The following is a 16012-nucleotide window of genomic DNA, read 5'->3' as shown; positions in this document are numbered from 1 at the left end:
AAGCAAGAGACCACAAGAGCAACCACACAGGAGACAAGCAACATGAGAAAACATCCTCTTCCCACCTGGGGCGCCATCGCTCTCACGGCTGCGGCCGCAGCAGCCGTCACCGCCTGCGGCGGCAGCAGCAGCGACGACGGCCTGACCGGCAAGGCCCCGGCGATGAAGCTCGAGATCACCGCCCGCGAGGACTTCCCGGGCACCTACGGAACCGTGGGCACGTACGAGCGCCTCACGGGCACGCTCTCGGGCGAGGTGGACCCTGCCGATCCCAAGAACGCGGTCATCCAGGACCTGGCGCTGGCGCCTGTCAATGCCCGCGGCATGGCCGAATACAAGACCGAGTTTGTGATGTTGAAGCCCAAGGACATGGCCAAGGCCAGCGGGGTCTTGCGCTACGACGCGCCCAACCGCGGCAACATCCTCACCATGCTCAACCCCACGGCCACGCCCAGCGATGCCGTGTACCTGGAGCGCGGCTACGTGATGCTGTACTCGGCCTGGCAGGGCGACGTGCCCAAGAGCGCGGCGGCGCGCCTCACGGCCACCGTGCCCGTGGCGAAGAACAAGGACGGCACCAGCATCACCGGCCCGTACCGCGCCGAGTTGGTGCCCACGGCGGCCAGTCCTGCGATGACGCTGCCCGGCGGCGTTTTCAATGGCACTATGATCCCCTACGAGCCCGCCAGCCTGGACAACACCCAGCCCGGCTATTCGCTCACGCGGCGCGCCAACGAGACCGATCCATACGTGACCATCTCCGCTGCGGACTGGAAGTTCGCCACCTGCGACGCCACGGGCGCCAAAGCCTTCCCTGGCACGCCCAGCCCCACCAGCGTCTGCCTCAAGGGCGGGTTCGACCCGGCCTACCTGTACGAGCTGGTCTACGTCGCCAAGGACCCCAAGGTCATGGGCGTGGGCCTGGCCGCGCTGCGCGATACGGTGAGCTTCTTCCGCAGCAAGGGGGCCGACGCCAGCGGCACGGCCAACCCGGTGGCTGGGCGCATCACGCACACGCTGGGGCAGGGCACCTCGCAGTCGGGCAACGCGATGAAGACCTTCTTGCACCTGGGCTTCAACCAGGCGCTCGATGGCAGCAAGGTGTTCGATGGCATGTACGCCCACGTGGCTGCGCGCCAGACCAACATCAACACCCGCTTTGCCGTGCCCGGCGGCGGCGGCGGGCTGCGCACCGACCACACGGCCTTCGGCCAGACGGCGCCGCGCGGGCTGGACAAGGACTACGTGGACGACATCAGCGGCCGCCAGGGCGGCGTGATGAAGCGCTGCGCCGCCACCAGCACCTGCCCAAAGTTCTTTTTGGGCCTTTCGGGCACGGAGTTCTGGCAGCTGCAGGGCTCGCCGGTGCTGACGGACGCCAATGGTCTCAAGGACCTGACCCAGCCCGACAACGCGCGCATCTACTACTACGCCAGCACCCAGCACGGCGGGGCCGGCGGTACGGCCAGCATCAGCTTTGCGCCCAGCCGCTCGCCGTACCCCACGGGCACGGTGGTGCAGTTCAACGACACCTTCCGCGCGCTGTTCCTGGGGGTGGAGGACTGGGTGGTGCGCGGCACCACGCCGCCCGCCAGCCAGGTGCCCAAGGTGGCCGACGGCACGCTGGTGCGCCCCGCGCAAGTGGCCTTCCCGGCCATGAAGGGGCTGACCTGGGCGGTGAGCGGCGCGCAGACGGCCATCCCCGACTTCAACTACCTGGGCTGGCACAACAACTTCCCGCTGTTCGACTTCGGCCCGCAGTACATCCCGCAGGACGAGGCCGGCATTGCCACCATCCTGCCCCCGCGCAACCTGAACCGCGACTACGCCATCCTGGTGCCCCAGGTGGACGCGCGCACGGGTCTGACCCGCGCCGGCATCCAGAGCGTGGAGGCGCGCGCGCCGCTGGGCACGAGCTTCGAGTTCAACTACGTGGCCACGCCAGGCATCACCGACCTGGCCAACCTCACGGGCGGCTACATCCCGTTCCACACCACGCGGGCCGCGCGCCTGGCCGCCGGCGATGGCCGGGTGTCGCTGGAGGAGCTGTACGGCAACCAGGCCGGCTATGTGGCCGCTGTGACCGAGGCGGCCAATGCTCTGGTGGCCCAGCGCCTGTTGCTGCCGCGGGACGCACAGGCCCAGATCGACCGGGCCAGGGCTACGGTGATCCTGCCCTGACGGTGGGTTGACCCTGTGATGCAAAGGCCAGGGCTGGTGCCCCGGCCTTTGTATTTCAGAGCGACCAGGGGGCTCCCTTGAAGCGCTCGACGAGAAAATCCAGCAACGCCCGCACCGCAGGCGACTGGTGCCGGCGCGAGGTGTACAGCGCGTTGATCGCCATCACCGGCAGCCCCCAGTCGGGCAGCACGGCGGCCAGCTCCCCGCTGGCGATGTGCGGGTTGGCCAGGTAGGTGGGCTGCAGCGCGATGCCGCCACCGGCCAGCGCGGCGCGCAGCAAGGTGGTGGCCTCGTTGGCGCTGAAGTGGCTGGACACCGCCACGCGCTCTGTCTCGCCGCCCCGGGCCAGCTCCCACACGCTCTTGCCGAAGTTGGCATAGCTCAGGCAGCGGTGGCGTTCCAGGTCGACCGGCAGGGCGGGCACGCCATGGCGCGCCAGGTACGCGGGCGATGCCACCAGCACCGAATCGCAGCGCGCCAGCGGCCGGGCGATCAGCATCGGGTCGGGCCCGCTGCTGATGCGGATGGCCAGGTCGATGCGCCGCTCCACCAGGTTGAGCGCGCCTTCGCTCGCATCCAGGTCGATCTTGAGCAGCGGGTGCAGCGCCAGAAAGTCGGTGATCGCCGCGCCCAGCTGCGCATAGGCGAACGACACGCTGCAGGTCAGCCGCAACTGGCCGCGCAGCTCGCCTTCACCCGTGGCGGTGGTCTCTTCCTCGATGTCCTGCGCCAGCGCCAGCATCTGCTGGCAGCGGCGCAGGCAGGCCTCGCCCGCATCGGTCAGCGTCACGCTGCGGGTGGTGCGCTGCAGCAGGCGGGCCTGCAGCCACTGCTCCATCTCGCCCACATAGCGCGTGACCATGGCGCGCGACATGTCGAGCCGGTCGGCCGTGGCACTGAAGCTGCCGCTGGTGGCGACTTCCACAAACACGCGCATAGCGGTCAGGCGGTCCATATTTGATCTATTGGTGCAACAAATATGCGCAGTTTAAGCGGTTTATTAGATCGATTGGCGCAAATAAACTGCAGCCTGTACCGAGCAACACCACCCACTTCTGGAGATTCCCGCATGTTCCGCACCACCGTTATCGCTGCCACCCTGGCCATCGCCTTCACCGCCGCACAGGCTGCCGAGCCGCTGCAGATCAAGGTCTACAACGCCGACGGCAACAGCTTCAATGTCAACTCCACCCTGGTCTACGGCGAGAAGGAGGCCATGGTCATCGACGCCGGGTTCACCCGTGCCGACGCGCTGCGCATTGCCGCCAACGTGCTCGACAGCGGCAAAGCGCTCAAGACCATCTACGTGAGCCAGGCCGACCCGGATTACTACTTCGGCGTGGAAACGCTCAAGGAGTTCTTTCCCCAGGCTGAGGTGGTGACCACCCCCGCCGTACTGGAAAAGATCAGCGCCAAGCTCGCTGGCAAGCTTGCCTTCTGGGGCCCCAAGATGGGTGCCAACGCACCGCGCACGCCCGTGCTGCCCAAGGCCATCACCGGCAACACCCTCACGGTCGACGGCCAGGTGGTCGAAATCCGTGGCACCACCGGCCTGCTGGCGCACCGCCCCTATGCCTGGATCCCCTCGGTGAAGGCCGTGGTGGGCAACATCGGCGTGTTCGGCACCAACACCCATGTATGGACCGCCGACACCCAGACCGTGGCCGAACGCAGTGCCTGGGTGGCCCAGCTCGACGAGATGGCCGCCCTGCAGCCCGCCGTGGTCGTGCCCGGCCACATGGGCGCCGGCACCGCACTGACCGCTGCCAATGTGACCTACACCAAGGGCTACCTGCAGGCCTTCGAGAAGAACGCCGCTGCGACCAAGACCAGCGCCGAACTGATCGACGCCATGAAGAAGGCGTACCCCGCAGCGCCCATGGGCCTGTCGCTCGATATCGGCGCCAAGGTGAACAAGGGCGACATGAAGTGGTAAGCAACAGGTTTACCAATCCCCCAAAGTGATGGACCACCAGATCATGCCAACGCATCCACTTCAACCCGTTTTGCAGCACCTGCGCGCCGGGCGCTGGAATGAAGCGCACGATCTGGTGCAACACGACGGCTCCCTGCTGGCGGCCTGGCTCCACGGCATCCTGCATCTGCAGGAAGGTGATCTGGAGGATGCCGAGAACTGGTACGACCGCGCCAACCGCCACTTCCGCAGCCGCGGCACCCTGGAAGAAGAACTGGCGCTTTTTGAAGCGGCGCTCTCTCAATCCACTGAACTGTGAAAGACCCAACACGATGACAACGGCAGTGACGTATTTGTTCGATCCCCTGTGCGGCTGGTGCTATGCCGCCGCCCCGGCCCTGGGCCGGCTGCAGGGTACCCCCGGCGTGCACGTAGCACTGGCGCCTTCGGGCCTGTTCGCGGGCGCTGGTGCCCGGCCCATGGATGCGCAATTTGCCGCCTATGCCTGGTCCAACGACCAGCGCATCGAAAAACTCACCGGTCAGCGCTTCACCCAGGCCTACCGCGACAACATCCTGGGCGCACCTGCGGGCCGCTTTGATTCCGGCCCCGCCACCCTGGCGCTGACTGCGGTGGCGCAGACCGCGCCAGACCGCGAGCTGGATGCCCTGCACGCCTTGCAGCGCGCCCGCTACATCGATGGCCGTGACACGGCCGATGCGCAGGTGCTGGCCGACGTGCTGACCAGCCTGGGCCTGGCCGACGCCGCCGCGCTGACCCTGGCGCCCGACGCCGCATTGCACCGTGCCATGGTCGAACGCGTGGCCAGCTCACAGGCCACCCTGCGCGCCGTGGGCGCACGCGGTGTGCCGCAACTGGTGGTCAGGGGGGAGGGCGGGGCGCTCAGGCTGATCGGCGGCGACGCGCTGCTCGGGCCGCATGAGCGCTTGCTGGAGCTGGTGCTGGCTGCCGCCTGATTTCAGCGCCGTTGGCGCCCCCCGACTACTTCGACGGATCGATCAACACCTTGGCACCGGTATTGCGCGGCCCGTAGAAGGCAATGGCGTCGGCGCTCAGCGCCTCTGCCAGCGATACCGTGCGCGCATAGTGGCTGGCGAACGTGGTCTTGAGCTCGGCCGCCACGCGCTGGCGCAGCGCCTGTGCCGCCTCGTTGCCGATCTTCTGCAAGAACGGGAACAGCAGCCAGCCGCCCACGCCCCAGGCCATCCCAAAGGTGCGCTGGATCTCGGTCGGGCGGGTGTCCAGGTGGCCATACAGGTAGACCTGCTTGTGCACGGCCGAGCCATAGCGGCTGTACTCGGTGGCCTTGCGGTTGATGGCGGCTTCCATGCATTGCAGGATCTGCCCGGTCAGCGTGCCGCCGCCTGTGGCGTCGAACGCGATGGTGGCGCCCGTGGCGGCCAGCGCGTCGGTCAGCTCGGCCATGAAGCCGGGCGCACTGCTGTCGCACACATACTGGGCGCCGATCTCGCGCAGCAATGCGGCCTGCTCGGGCTTGCGCACGATGTTGACCAGGCCGATTCCGTCCTTCTGGCAGACCTTGTTCAGCATCTGGCCCAGGTTGCTGGCGGCGGCGGTATGCACCAGCGCGGTGTGGCCCTCGCGCTTCATGGTCTCCACCATGCCCAGCGCCGTGAGCGGGTTGACGAAGCACGACGCACCCTCGGCCGCCGTAGTGCCGGCCGGCAGCGGCAGGCACTGCGCGGCGGGCATGGCCCGGTACTGCGCGTACATGGCCCCACCGATCACCGCCACGGTGCGTCCAAGCAGCGCCTGGGCTGCAGGCGAAGAACCGGCCGCCACCACCAGGCCCGCGCCTTCGTTGCCCACAGGCATGCTCTGACCCAGGCGTGAGGCCATGCCCGGCATGGCGCGGTCTGGGATGCGCGCGGTCACCACGGGCCGGTCGGCGCTGCCTGCCACCTGCACGCTGGCCAGGTCGGCCGGCCCGAACAGCAGGCCGATGTCCGATGGGTTGATCGGCGTCGCCTGGATCTGGATCAGCACCTCGTCGGGCCCCGGCGTGGGGACGGGCGTGGGTTCGAGGCTGATCTGCAGGGTGCCATCAGGCTGCACCAGCGAGCGCAGTTGCAGAGCGGTGGATGGAATGGCGGTGGTCATGGGTGTCTCCCGGTGGAATAACGGTGTCGGCTTTCATTGTCGCCGTGATGGGGCGCCTGTGCTGTCACCCACTTGGCTCATTGGGTCAGGGTCCGCACCATTTGCTCGTACATCGCATCCACCGCCGGTGAGCGCTGCGACTCCTTGCTGCGCAGCACCGACACGTCCATCGAATCCAGCGCGGGCAGGTCGAACTCGGCCGGCAGGTTCTGCAATATCTGCAGGTTGGGCGGCACGCTGCAGCGCGTGAGCACGGCCACGGCCAGGCCGCTTTCCACGGCGGCCAGTTGGCCCGCCAGGCTGGAGCTGTGGTACACGATGCGGTAGGCGCGGCGCCGTGCGGCCAGGGCTTTCATGGTGGCGATGCGCGCCAGGCTGGCCGACTCGTACACCGCAATCGGCAGCGGGTCGCGCCGCCAGGCCTCGAACTGCGCGGCACCCACCCAGACCAGCGGCTCCTGGAACAGGAAGCGCCCGCGCTGCGGCTTGTCGCGCGAGACCAGGGCCAGGTCGAGCTCGCCGCGCAACACGCGCGGGATCAGCGAGGTCGACTGCTCGCAGGTCAGCTCGATCTCCACCCCCTGGTAGCGGTGCGAAAAGCTGCGCAGCACGGGCGTGAGGTAGGTCGATGCATAGTCGTCCGGCACGCCCAGGCGCACCCGGCCCGCCAGCCGCGGGCCGAACAGGGCCGTCTGCGTTTCGGCCTGCAGCTCCAGCATGCGGCGCGCGTAGGCGAGCAGCTCTTGTCCCAAGGGCGTCAGCTCCAGGTGGCGCGGGCCGCGCAGCAGCACCGGACGGCCCAGCGCGGCCTCGAGCTTCTTGATCTGCATGCTGACGGCCGACTGCGAGCGGTGCACCAGCGGCGCCGCACCCGAGAGCGAGCCAGCGTCCACCACCGCGACAAAGGCGCGCAGCCAGTCGATCTGCAGGTCGGGATGAGTCATGCGTGCAATGTATTCGGTTTTCGAATGGCTGTGCTTCGAACTATGCGCTTTACCTGGAGTTTCGAAGAAACGACCATTGGCGTCATGAACAACAAGGCCTCCGCACTGCCCCTTTCGCCCGCGTCACTCGCCAGCACCCCCGACCTTGCAGCCCATGCCCGCGAGCGCACGGGCCAGTGGTTCATGATCGCCGGCGGCATGCTGCTGGGCACCATCGGAGTTTTTGTGGAAGAGGCCGGCCAGCACCCGCTGGTGACGGTGTGGTTCCGCTGCGCCTTCGGCGCGCTGGCCCTGGTGGCCTGGTGCCTGGCCACGGGCCGGGGCCGCGAGCTGCTGCTGCGCCACCAGGCCAGGAGCCGCTGGGTGGCCTGCGCCACCGGGGTGTTCATGGTGCTCAACTGGGCGCTGTTCTTTGCGGCCATCCCGCGCACCTCCATCGCGGTGGCCACGGTCATCTTCCATGTGCAGCCCATCTGGGTCATCGTGTTCGGCGCCCTGTTCCTGCGCGAGTCAGTCTCTCCCTCCCAATGGGCCGCCACGCTGGCGGCCCTGGCCGGCCTGGTGCTCACCACCGGGCTGCTGGACGGCATCCCCGCCGGCACGGCCGATGGCGGGGCCTATGTGGTTGGCGTGCTGATGTGCCTGGGCGGTTCGTTCTGCTACGCCGCAGTCACGCTGCTGGCCAGTCGCGCGCCCGCGCCCATCAGTCCGTTCGCCTTGTCGCTGTGGCAATGCCTGGTGGGCGTGGTGCTGCTGGCGTGGGCGCCGCTGGCCTTCGGCTGGCCGCACACGGCGGCTGCCTGGGCCTGGCTCACGGGCCTGGGCGTGCTGCACACGGGGCTGGCCTATGTGATCCTGTTTGCCGGCATGGCCCGGCTGGCGCTGGGCAAGGTGGCGGTGCTGCAGTTCGTCTACCCGCTCACGGCCGTGCTGGTGGACTGGGTGGTGTACGGGCGCACGCTGAGCCCGGTGCAGTTGGGTGGTGTCGTGTTGATGGCGGCGGCGCTGTGGACGATACGGCGGCCGGGCAGGGCTGTGGCCCGCCCCGCCTGACGCCATCGCTCTCAGAACGTGTGGCGGATGCCGGTGCCTAGGGCCGTGGTGGCGTTGCCGGCCCCGGGCGCAGGGCCGATGATGCCGGGGCTGTACATGGCATCGGCCTTCAGGTGGGCCACGGTGGCGTACAGCGTGGTGCGCTTTGACAGGCGGTATTCTGCGCCGGCCGTGTACTGCGTGAGCTTACCCTTGCTGGCGGCGCCGATGAAGTTGTAGCGTGACTGGATGAAGCTGCCCTTGAGCAGCCACACGCCCATGGCGTACTCCACGCCCAGGTCCGCAATATTGCTCGACGGGTTGTTGGGTCCGCCAGCAGTGAAGGGCTGGGTGCCGGTAGGGCGCGTGAAGTTGGCTGCGAAGTTGGGCGCAGCGCCCGCGCCTGTGCGCACCAGCGGCTGGTTCACGCGCGAGAAGCTGCCATGCAGGTGCAGGCCGCCGGTCTTGTAGCGTGCGCCCACGATCCACGTGCGCATACAGACCTCGCCCGGCTGGCCCATGCCCACGGTATTGCAGCCCGCGCCCGTGGCTGCTCCCTGGTCGCTGCTGCTGTTGGCCGTGGCGGTCACCACGCCCAGTTTTGACTGCCAGTAGCCCACGCCGGCACCGAAACCCTCGGTGTTGTAAATGGCGCCCGCGCCGAACGATTGGCCCGTGGCAGTGCTGTCCGCCGTCTCGCCCAATCCGTAGGTCACGTTGGCGCGAAAGCCGTTCCAGCGCGGGGTGCTGTAGTACACCATGTTGTTGGCCCGGTTACCCCCGATACGGTCCATGTTGTTGGAGTGCACGCGCGTGATGAAGGTGCCGAACGGCGTGATGCTGGAGAACGGTTCCGCGATCTCGTCGGTGAAGTCCTTGCGGCGGCCGATCTGCAGGTCACCGATCCAGCCAGCCAGGCCCACCGTGGAGCGCCGGCCAAAGGGCAGGCCGCCTTGGCTGAATGAGCCACTGTCAATGGCCAGCCCGCCCTCCAGCCCGAACTGCGCCCGCAGGCCGCCTCCCAGGTCCTCCGTGCCCCGAAACCCCAGGCGTGAGGCTTGCAGCAGCCCCGAGTCTTGCAGCCAGCCGCTGCCGGTGTTTTTCGGTGCCGCAGTAGTAGGGGCCTGCACGGTGCCGACATAGGCCACACCCACGTCTGCAATGCCATAGATCTGTACGCCCGACGTTTGGGCGAGGGCCGGGCCCGCTGCGGCCAGGGTGGCGGCAAAGGCGATGGTGTGTTTCTTCATGGAGTCTTTCCGGTATGGGTGGATGACGACCTGCGGCCCATCGGCTGCAAGCCCCCTACCGCCATGTCTCAATTCATGATGTTTTATTGGTTGAGACAATGTTGCGATAGATGAGACAATTTTGAAACTGAGAGAACGCTCCGTCAAGTGTTTGTTTTGTCTGTTGATCTTTGGTGTTGTCGGTCGATGCTGCGTGCAATGTGGTCCATCGCATGCGCCATGGCGGTGCGCGCTCACCATGAAGGTGCGTGGCGAAATCACGGGCCAAAAAAAGGACCAAGTGGTTAGCACTTGGTCCAACACGCCGAGGTCGTCAAGCCCCACCAGAGCGGCGTGGGGCAGGGGCGGGAGTTCGCCCCTGTCTTTCAACAGATTCTTCGCATGGTGTGCAGCGAAGCCGTTGCCGCACGCAGGCCATTTCTCATATCCTTCGAAGGATGTGAAGGTCTGTGCAGGCGCCCCTTGCGGGCGAAGGCCGTTGCACCGTGCCGCAGTCCTGAACTGGTCGCCTGCCGGTGGCGCCTATTCGTCGAGACTCAGCTTCTTTTCCTGGATCAGCTTGCCCCAGGCGGCGGTGTCCGCCTGCACCATGCGGCTGAAGGCCTGGGGCGTTGAGCCCTTGGCATCGGCGCCCTGGGCGCGCATCTGCTGCACGATGGCAGGCTCGGCCAGAAGCTTCTGCATGTCGGTACTGAGCTTGGCCACGATGGCCGCCGGAGTGTTGGCTGGTGCGAAGATGCCGTACCAGATCTGGTAGTCGAAGTTGGGTACGCCGTCCTCTGTCATTGTGGGAACATTGGGCATGGACGCATCCCGCCTGGCACTGGCCACGGCCAGGGGCGTGAGCTTGTTCGTATTCACGTACTGCAGCACTGTGGGTGTGGCATTGATGCCCAACTGTACGTGCCCGGCGAGCAGCTCTTGCACCGAAGGGGCTCCGCCTCGGTAGGGGATGTGCGTCATCTTGGTGCCCGTGATGTCGTTGAACATCTCCATCATCAGGTGGCTGGGGCTGCCGTTGCCTGCAGAGCTGTAGTTGAGCTCGCCGGGATGCGCCTTGGCGTAACTGATGAGGTCCTTGAGCGTCTTCACCTTGAGCGAAGGGTGCACGGTGAGCACCGGTGTGTTGGTGAGCAGCAGGCTCACGGGCACGAAGTCGCGCTGCGGCTTGTAGGCGAGCTTGGGGTTCATGAGGGGCGCCGTCACCATGTGCGAGCCCGCGCCCAGCACGAAGGTGTAGCCGTCGGCCGGCGCCGAGGCCGCCACCACGATGCCTGGCGCGCCGGGCCGGTTTTCCACCACTGCGGGCTGGCCCCACAGCTCACCCAGGCGCTTGGCCACGACGCGCATGGCAGCGTCGGATGGACCGCCCGCCGGAAACGGCACGATGAAGCGCACCGAATGATCGGGCCATGCCGCGTGGGCCGCTAGGGACGTGAGGCTCAATGCGGCGGCAGTGAGCAGGCTGGCGAATCGCTTCATGGTGTTCTCCATTGTTTCAAGAAATGGGCAGGGGTGGCGGGGATGGAAAATCTGTAGGGGTGCATCAGCGGCTCAGGGCTTGGCGGCACGGGGCGCCATGGGCAGCCGCAGGTGTGACGCGTGCACGCCGCCCATATGGATGCGGTTGATCGCCACGCGCGAATGGGTGGCCTGCGCCTCGGGCTCGCCCGTGTTGGGGTTTACGTCGAACTTGGGGAAATTGCTGCTCGAGATGTCGAGCCGGATGCGGTGGCCGCGCTGGAACAGGTTGCTGGTGGGGAAGAGTTCTATGCGCAGCGCATAGACCTGGCCCGGCTCCATCAGGACCGGGTGCTCCCAAGAATCACGGTAGCGCGCGCGCAGGATGCCGTCCGTGAGGTTCAGCGCATAGCCCTCGGGGTAATCGTCGCTGGGGGGGTACAAGTCCACCAACTTCGCGGTGAAGTCCGTGTCCGGGCAGTTGCTGGAGACGTGCAACACCACCTCGATGGCGCCAGTCACCTCCACGTCGTGGGTGAGCTGCGGCGTCTCGAATACCAGCACATCCTGCCGCCGGGCAAGTGGGCGGCCGGGCATGCGGCAACCGAAAAAGTCCGCGCGCTCCACCTGGTTGAACCCGCCCGCAAAGATGGCCGGCGGGCGCGATACCACGCTGCCGCCCAGAGTGGGGACGGGGTCTTGCGGGTCGAAGACGTATTCGTGCGCGCCCTGCGTCTGTGGGGCTGGCCCGCTTTGCAGGCTGCCATCGGCATGCAAGTACAAGCGCGTATCCCGCACGCCGAGGATGGGCCAGTCCTGCTCGGCGCGCCAATGGCCGCCGTGGTCCAGCCGGCCCTGGGCATTCTTGCGGCCGCTGCCGCCGCCCATTACGAACAGGCTCACTGGCGAGCGGGCAGTGGCTTTGGCGCCGTGGCCCGGTTGCATGCCCTTGAGCCAGCGGTCGAACCACTGCAGGCGAAGCTCAAGGAAGCTGGGCGCCAGGCTGGCGTCGAGCCGCGCTGCAGGGCCGAAGTCCACGTCGCCTGCAAAGGTCTCCCAGCGGTTGCCATGCGTCCACGGGCCCAGCACCAGTTGCTGGGGCGCGCCATGCCCCTTTGTTCCCTTGAAGTTCTCGACAGCGGTGCGAGGGTACACGTCGTACCAGGAGGAAATATGCAGCGCCGGGATGTGCCACAGCCGGTCGTAGTAACCCTCTGCGTAGATGCCTGGCTGCTTCCAGTAGCTGTCGAAGTTGCCGCGCTCCCACTGGTCGAAGAGAAAGTCCTCGTAATCGGGCGCCCCCGTCAACGGCGAATCGCCGCGGCGCCAGGGCATGCGCTTGAACCAGCGGTCCAGGTCCTGCGGGGTGAGGTGCAGGCCGTCGCTGTCATCGGCGTGCTTGCGGCGCGAATGCTCGGCCGCGAACATCACTGCCCAGGCGGCCTGCTTGAGCTCGTAGGCACCGCCCTGGCGGATGCCGCTCTGAAAGCCGTTGGAGAAGCCGCCCGAGTCCACCACCATCGCGCGCAGGCCGGGCGCGCCCAGGCTGGCCGCCGCCATCTGCGTGTGCGCTGCGTACGACAGGCCCTTGGTGCCTATGGCGCCGTCCGCCCAGTCCTGTTCCAGGATCCATGCGCAGGTGTCGTAGCCGTCCTTGGCATCGCTCAAGTACTTGACGAAATCGCCTTCGGAGCCGTAGCGACCCCGGCAGTCCTGGTAGACCACCACATAGCCATGGGCAACGAAGTACCCCGCTACCTCGGCGCGGGTGAGGGGAGTGGCGTCGGCGTGCGTGCGCTCGGAGCGGCTGGGCACGCTCTTGCCGTAGGGCGTGCGCTCCAGAACCACCGGAAAGCGGCCGGGCAGACGCTGGCCGGCCGCTGCGGGAAAGTAGATGTCCGTGGCCAGCCGCACGCCATCGCGCATGGTGATCATCACGTTGTGTTCCACCCCGTGGCATGGGGTGATTTGCCGCTTCTGCGGCTGTTCGATTGCTGCTTGCATGTTTTGTTTGTTGATACTGTGTTTTGTTCAGTAATACAAATGCTATCACATGAAAAATTGCGCGTAAAGCGCTCGGGCGTTGGTATGGGCGTGCGAAATCGCTGCGCAGCCGCTGTCGGGCGGGGCCTGCAAGGGGCTTTGCCAGCAGGCGAGCAGGGGGTGGACGTGCAATGTCGACCAGGCAGCGAGGGCTGGTCTTACGGGAACGGTCAGAGGCCGGGGCCTGCGAGCGGCGGCCGCGGCTTTTCAGGCGGGCAAGGCCGCCTGGCGCAGCTGTGTCAACGGCAGCGCATCAGTGGTGAAAAGCGTGAAAAAGGCGGGGTATCGCCCGAAGACCCCGCAGCCGGTCAGCCGTGGTTGCGCCAGCCCAGCTCGAACGACAGGTCGGCTGCGCTCTTGCTCACAGCCTGGATCATCTTCGCCAGGTCGTCCGGCGCGCGGTTGGAGGGCAGTGATATGCCGATGGCTGCCTGCACCGAGCCTGTGGAGTCGAACACAGGCGCGGCGACCGCCACCACGTCGGCCGCCATCTCCGCTATCGAGGTGGCATAGCCCTGCTCTGCGATCCGCTTGAGCTCCTGCTTGAGCTTGGTCTTGCTGGTGATGGTCTGGGGGGTGAACTTGCTCAACTCGCCCTCCAGCACGGCAGCCTGCACTTCGGGCGATGCAAAAGCCAGCAGCACTTTGCCCGATGCGCCCGCATGCAGTGGACGCCGGCGCCCGACCGCGCCCTGCACCCGCACCTCGTGCGTGCTGAGTTTTTGCGCAACCGACACGGATTCGAGTTCGTCACGCACCAACACGGCCGAATGCTCGTTAAACCGGTCCTGCAGCGCTTCGAGGTATTTGTCGGCCAGCCGCGTCAGGCTTACTTGCTCTTGCGCGGCCAGGCCCAGCACCAGCGCCTTGTAGCCCAGGCTGTAGGCCGTCGAGTCGCGGTCACGCTGCACGAAAGACGCTTCTTCCAGTGTGACCAAAAAGCGGAAGGTTCTAGCCTTGGTGTTGCCCGAGCGCTTGGCTATCTCCGTCACGCCTAGCCCCGGGTTGTGGGCTACCACCATCAGAACCCCGAGCGCCTCCTGCACCGCATTGACCGTGTATTCCATGACCGTCCTGTTTCACTGATTGAGACGATTATAGGGGGGCGGATTCCGAGGCCTGGGGTTGTGGATGCAACCTTCGTGCAGTGTCAAGGACTTGGCGATGGACGTGGGCGCCGTCCTGGCAAGACGACTGCGACAGGCTCCGGTGCGAAGCCAGAACGCGCCATGGCGCGTTCAGACCTTGATGCCGTCGCCCGCCTTGCGCATGTCCGCATGGCGGTGGATCAGCTTCCACTGGCCATCCTCCAGGCGAAACACCTCGGTCGTGCGCAACTGCATCGACACGCGCTCGTCCTTGCCCTCCATCACCACCTCGGCATGCTGCACGCCGGTCCAGAACGCGAGGGTACCGCTGCTGGCGCTCTGCATGATCTCGAACTGCCCCGTGCTGCCATCGCGAAAGCTCTGCGCGCCCTGGCGCTGGCTGGCTGATACCTCTGCCGCTCCCTGCACCGTGGTGCCGCTGGGCGGGAAGAAGGTGGCGGGGTCGTGCTGCGTGGCGATGTCCGCCAGCGGCTCGGGGTGGCCGTTGATGTAGTCGTTGGAGATCCGCTCGCGGGTGCGCAGGAAGTCTTGGAAAGAGCGGGTGGGCTGGAGGAACAGGTCCTTGGGTGCGTTGATCAGTGGTGCTCCGTTCTGGAAAGCGCTGCGCACGGCATGGATGCTGTCGCGCGGGCTTGGTGCTTGGTTCATGACAGGCTATTGCATTGCCCGCTGAAAGGTGTAGGAGGGAATGCATGCGACCTGTCGGACATGGCCTTGCGCAGGGTGCCGCGCGGCGGCGGATTTCAATGATTCGCGGGCCGCGCAGAAGAAGGCCAGGCCCAAGGCGCCTGCACCGCAGAAGGCCGCTTAAGGCGCGACGGTCAGCCGCACGACCACGGGCCGATGGTCCGACCCCAAGTCCGGCCCGATGCCCCCGCCCACCACCTGCCAGCCGCTCGATGCCAGCACATGGTCCAGCGGCAGCACCGACAGCCAGCCGAAGGCATTAGGCCAGCTGGGTGCCATGCCATTGGCGCGGCGCATGCTGCCGTCCACCGCGAACAGTCCCCGCGCCCAGGGGGTGATGTTCAGGTCCCCCGCCATCAGTGCCAGGCCGCCCGGTTGCGCTGTGAGGTGCTGCGCCTCCTGCACCAGGGCCCGGTCGCGGGCCTGGGCGAAGCCTTGGTCCAGCGGCGGCATGGGGTGCAGCGCGCTCAGGTACACGGCCTTGCCATTCCATGCCACGGTGGCGCGCAGGCGCAGGGTGTCGCGCAGGTCCTGTGGCTGCAGCGTCTGCAGGCCCGACAAGGGATGGCGCGACAGCACGGCCAGGCCAAACGGGTCGAGCTGGGGCACGGCCAGGCGGTGGGGGTAGCGCGCGGCCACGGCGGGGTTGCCGGTGAGCGCCTGCTGGGCCAGCTCGGTGAACTCCTGCAGAAACACCACATCGGGCGCATCGGCCAAGGCCAGCCAGTCGGTGAGCGGGCCGAAGTCGGTGGTTGCCGCATTGAGGTTGGCAGTGCCCACTGTCAGTACCGCGCCGGGGTCGGCCGGTTCGGCACCGCGCGGCAGCGTGGCCGGCTGCCACAGGAAGATGCCGCCCAGAACCAGGGCTGCCAGGGCCGGCAGGGCCAGCCACCCCTTGCCCATGCCGCTGCGCCCCGAGAGCATGAGCAGCACCAGCGAGGTCGCGCCCACCACCAGGTAAAGCCACTGCCAGTGGGCCGGCAGCTCCACCAGCCATTGCAGCGAGGGCACCAGGTCGGCTGGCAGAAAGCGCGCTATCGGCGCCGCCAGCGCGCCCAGGGTGCACAGCCAGACCAGCCACCGGGCCCTGGCGGTGATGAAGCGAGGAACTGCGGCATATGGCATACGGTCAATGGGCAGGGTGACGGGTGAAGGTGCAGGACAATTTGCGGAATGTACTGATCGTGGAATGGTGCCGGGGCTGGATGGCCGATTGCCTACTGTCCCGCCTGCAGCACCACGACACCT

Annotated in this window: 14 protein-coding genes; 5 read left to right on the top strand and 9 right to left on the bottom strand. The window is 67.0% G+C overall.

Annotated features, from left to right (window positions below; genetic code table 11):
- Window positions 1-42: 42 nt before the first annotated feature.
- Window positions 43-2181 (top strand): alpha/beta hydrolase domain-containing protein, encoded by a 2139-nt coding sequence (locus ACSQ3Y_RS20705; protein ID WP_436178707.1) that lies wholly within the window; start codon window positions 43-45, stop codon window positions 2179-2181.
- A gap of 55 nt (window positions 2182-2236) precedes the next feature.
- Here ACSQ3Y_RS20705 and ACSQ3Y_RS20700 read toward each other — a convergent pair whose 3' ends face one another.
- The gene (locus ACSQ3Y_RS20700; RefSeq protein WP_436178706.1) at window positions 2237-3136 is read right to left on the bottom strand and encodes a LysR family transcriptional regulator; all 900 of its coding nucleotides are present in this window, start codon (window positions 3134-3136) and stop codon (window positions 2237-2239) included.
- A 114-nt stretch (window positions 3137-3250) separates the two neighbouring features.
- Here ACSQ3Y_RS20700 and ACSQ3Y_RS20695 point away from each other — a divergent pair, with 114 nt between their 5' ends.
- From ACSQ3Y_RS20695 to ACSQ3Y_RS20685, 3 genes are read left to right on the top strand one after another with little or no spacing between them, the layout of a single operon-like run.
- Complete coding sequence (locus ACSQ3Y_RS20695) at window positions 3251-4117, top strand: MBL fold metallo-hydrolase (protein WP_436178705.1); 867 nt, start codon at window positions 3251-3253, stop codon at window positions 4115-4117.
- Between the two features lie 28 nt (window positions 4118-4145).
- On the top strand, window positions 4146-4415 hold the full coding sequence (locus ACSQ3Y_RS20690) for a hypothetical protein (protein WP_436178704.1): 270 nt from the start codon (window positions 4146-4148) through the stop codon (window positions 4413-4415).
- A gap of 13 nt (window positions 4416-4428) precedes the next feature.
- A complete protein-coding gene (locus ACSQ3Y_RS20685) occupies window positions 4429-5073 on the top strand; it encodes a DsbA family protein (protein WP_436178703.1) in 645 nt (214 codons plus the stop codon).
- Window positions 5074-5098: 25 nt separating this feature from the next.
- On the opposite strand, the gene ACSQ3Y_RS20680 is transcribed toward ACSQ3Y_RS20685, so the two are convergent.
- A complete protein-coding gene (locus tag ACSQ3Y_RS20680) occupies window positions 5099-6238 on the bottom strand; it encodes a zinc-binding dehydrogenase (RefSeq protein WP_436178702.1) in 1140 nt (379 codons plus the stop codon).
- 77 nt (window positions 6239-6315) lie between these two features.
- Entirely contained in the window at window positions 6316-7182 is an 867-nt protein-coding gene (locus tag ACSQ3Y_RS20675) for a LysR family transcriptional regulator (RefSeq protein ID WP_436178701.1), read from the bottom strand.
- Window positions 7183-7266: 84 nt separating this feature from the next.
- Here ACSQ3Y_RS20675 and ACSQ3Y_RS20670 point away from each other — a divergent pair, with 84 nt between their 5' ends.
- The gene (locus ACSQ3Y_RS20670; RefSeq protein ID WP_436178700.1) at window positions 7267-8235 is read left to right on the top strand and encodes a DMT family transporter; all 969 of its coding nucleotides are present in this window, start codon (window positions 7267-7269) and stop codon (window positions 8233-8235) included.
- An 11-nt stretch (window positions 8236-8246) separates the two neighbouring features.
- On the opposite strand, the gene ACSQ3Y_RS20665 is transcribed toward ACSQ3Y_RS20670, so the two are convergent.
- The 6 genes from ACSQ3Y_RS20665 to ACSQ3Y_RS20640 form a co-directional block, all read right to left on the bottom strand.
- Window positions 8247-9464 (bottom strand): porin, encoded by a 1218-nt coding sequence (locus ACSQ3Y_RS20665; protein ID WP_436178699.1) that lies wholly within the window; start codon window positions 9462-9464, stop codon window positions 8247-8249.
- 522 nt (window positions 9465-9986) lie between these two features.
- Window positions 9987-10946 (bottom strand): Bug family tripartite tricarboxylate transporter substrate binding protein, encoded by a 960-nt coding sequence (locus ACSQ3Y_RS20660; protein ID WP_082604457.1) that lies wholly within the window; start codon window positions 10944-10946, stop codon window positions 9987-9989.
- A gap of 72 nt (window positions 10947-11018) precedes the next feature.
- Complete coding sequence (locus ACSQ3Y_RS20655; RefSeq protein ID WP_436178698.1) at window positions 11019-12929, bottom strand: CocE/NonD family hydrolase; 1911 nt, start codon at window positions 12927-12929, stop codon at window positions 11019-11021.
- A gap of 347 nt (window positions 12930-13276) precedes the next feature.
- Window positions 13277-14035, bottom strand: a complete 759-nt coding sequence (locus tag ACSQ3Y_RS20650) for an IclR family transcriptional regulator (protein ID WP_057206825.1) — start codon at window positions 14033-14035, stop codon at window positions 13277-13279.
- Between the two features lie 171 nt (window positions 14036-14206).
- Window positions 14207-14725 carry a YybH family protein gene (locus ACSQ3Y_RS20645; RefSeq protein ID WP_436178697.1) on the bottom strand — a complete coding sequence of 173 codons (519 nt, stop codon included), beginning with the start codon at window positions 14723-14725 and terminating at the stop codon, window positions 14207-14209.
- Window positions 14726-14884: 159 nt separating this feature from the next.
- Window positions 14885-15889, bottom strand: a complete 1005-nt coding sequence (locus ACSQ3Y_RS20640) for an endonuclease/exonuclease/phosphatase family protein (RefSeq protein ID WP_436178696.1) — start codon at window positions 15887-15889, stop codon at window positions 14885-14887.
- Window positions 15890-16012 lie beyond the last annotated feature (123 nt).

Source organism: Acidovorax sp. LjRoot66 (assembly GCF_964253305.1).
GTDB lineage: Bacteria > Pseudomonadota > Gammaproteobacteria > Burkholderiales > Burkholderiaceae_C > Acidovorax.
Note: the sequence above shows the minus strand (reverse complement) of the source record. Positions and strands in the feature narration are given on the sequence as shown.

Bases quoted from the DNA above. Each gene is read 5' to 3' on its own strand.
- ACSQ3Y_RS20705 (WP_436178707.1), top strand. From the start codon at position 43: ATGAGAAAACATCCTCTTCCCACCTGGGGCGCCATCGCTCTCACGGCT.
- ACSQ3Y_RS20700 (WP_436178706.1), bottom strand. From the start codon at position 3,136: ATGGACCGCCTGACCGCTATGCGCGTGTTTGTGGAAGTCGCCACCAGC.
- ACSQ3Y_RS20695 (WP_436178705.1), top strand. From the start codon at position 3,251: ATGTTCCGCACCACCGTTATCGCTGCCACCCTGGCCATCGCCTTCACC.
- ACSQ3Y_RS20690 (WP_436178704.1), top strand. From the start codon at position 4,146: ATGGACCACCAGATCATGCCAACGCATCCACTTCAACCCGTTTTGCAG.
- ACSQ3Y_RS20685 (WP_436178703.1), top strand. From the start codon at position 4,429: ATGACAACGGCAGTGACGTATTTGTTCGATCCCCTGTGCGGCTGGTGC.
- ACSQ3Y_RS20680 (WP_436178702.1), bottom strand. From the start codon at position 6,238: ATGACCACCGCCATTCCATCCACCGCTCTGCAACTGCGCTCGCTGGTG.
- ACSQ3Y_RS20675 (WP_436178701.1), bottom strand. From the start codon at position 7,182: ATGACTCATCCCGACCTGCAGATCGACTGGCTGCGCGCCTTTGTCGCG.
- ACSQ3Y_RS20670 (WP_436178700.1), top strand. From the start codon at position 7,267: ATGAACAACAAGGCCTCCGCACTGCCCCTTTCGCCCGCGTCACTCGCC.
- ACSQ3Y_RS20665 (WP_436178699.1), bottom strand. From the start codon at position 9,464: ATGAAGAAACACACCATCGCCTTTGCCGCCACCCTGGCCGCAGCGGGC.
- ACSQ3Y_RS20660 (WP_082604457.1), bottom strand. From the start codon at position 10,946: ATGAAGCGATTCGCCAGCCTGCTCACTGCCGCCGCATTGAGCCTCACG.
- ACSQ3Y_RS20655 (WP_436178698.1), bottom strand. From the start codon at position 12,929: ATGCAAGCAGCAATCGAACAGCCGCAGAAGCGGCAAATCACCCCATGC.
- ACSQ3Y_RS20650 (WP_057206825.1), bottom strand. From the start codon at position 14,035: ATGGAATACACGGTCAATGCGGTGCAGGAGGCGCTCGGGGTTCTGATG.
- ACSQ3Y_RS20645 (WP_436178697.1), bottom strand. From the start codon at position 14,725: ATGAACCAAGCACCAAGCCCGCGCGACAGCATCCATGCCGTGCGCAGC.
- ACSQ3Y_RS20640 (WP_436178696.1), bottom strand. From the start codon at position 15,889: ATGCCATATGCCGCAGTTCCTCGCTTCATCACCGCCAGGGCCCGGTGG.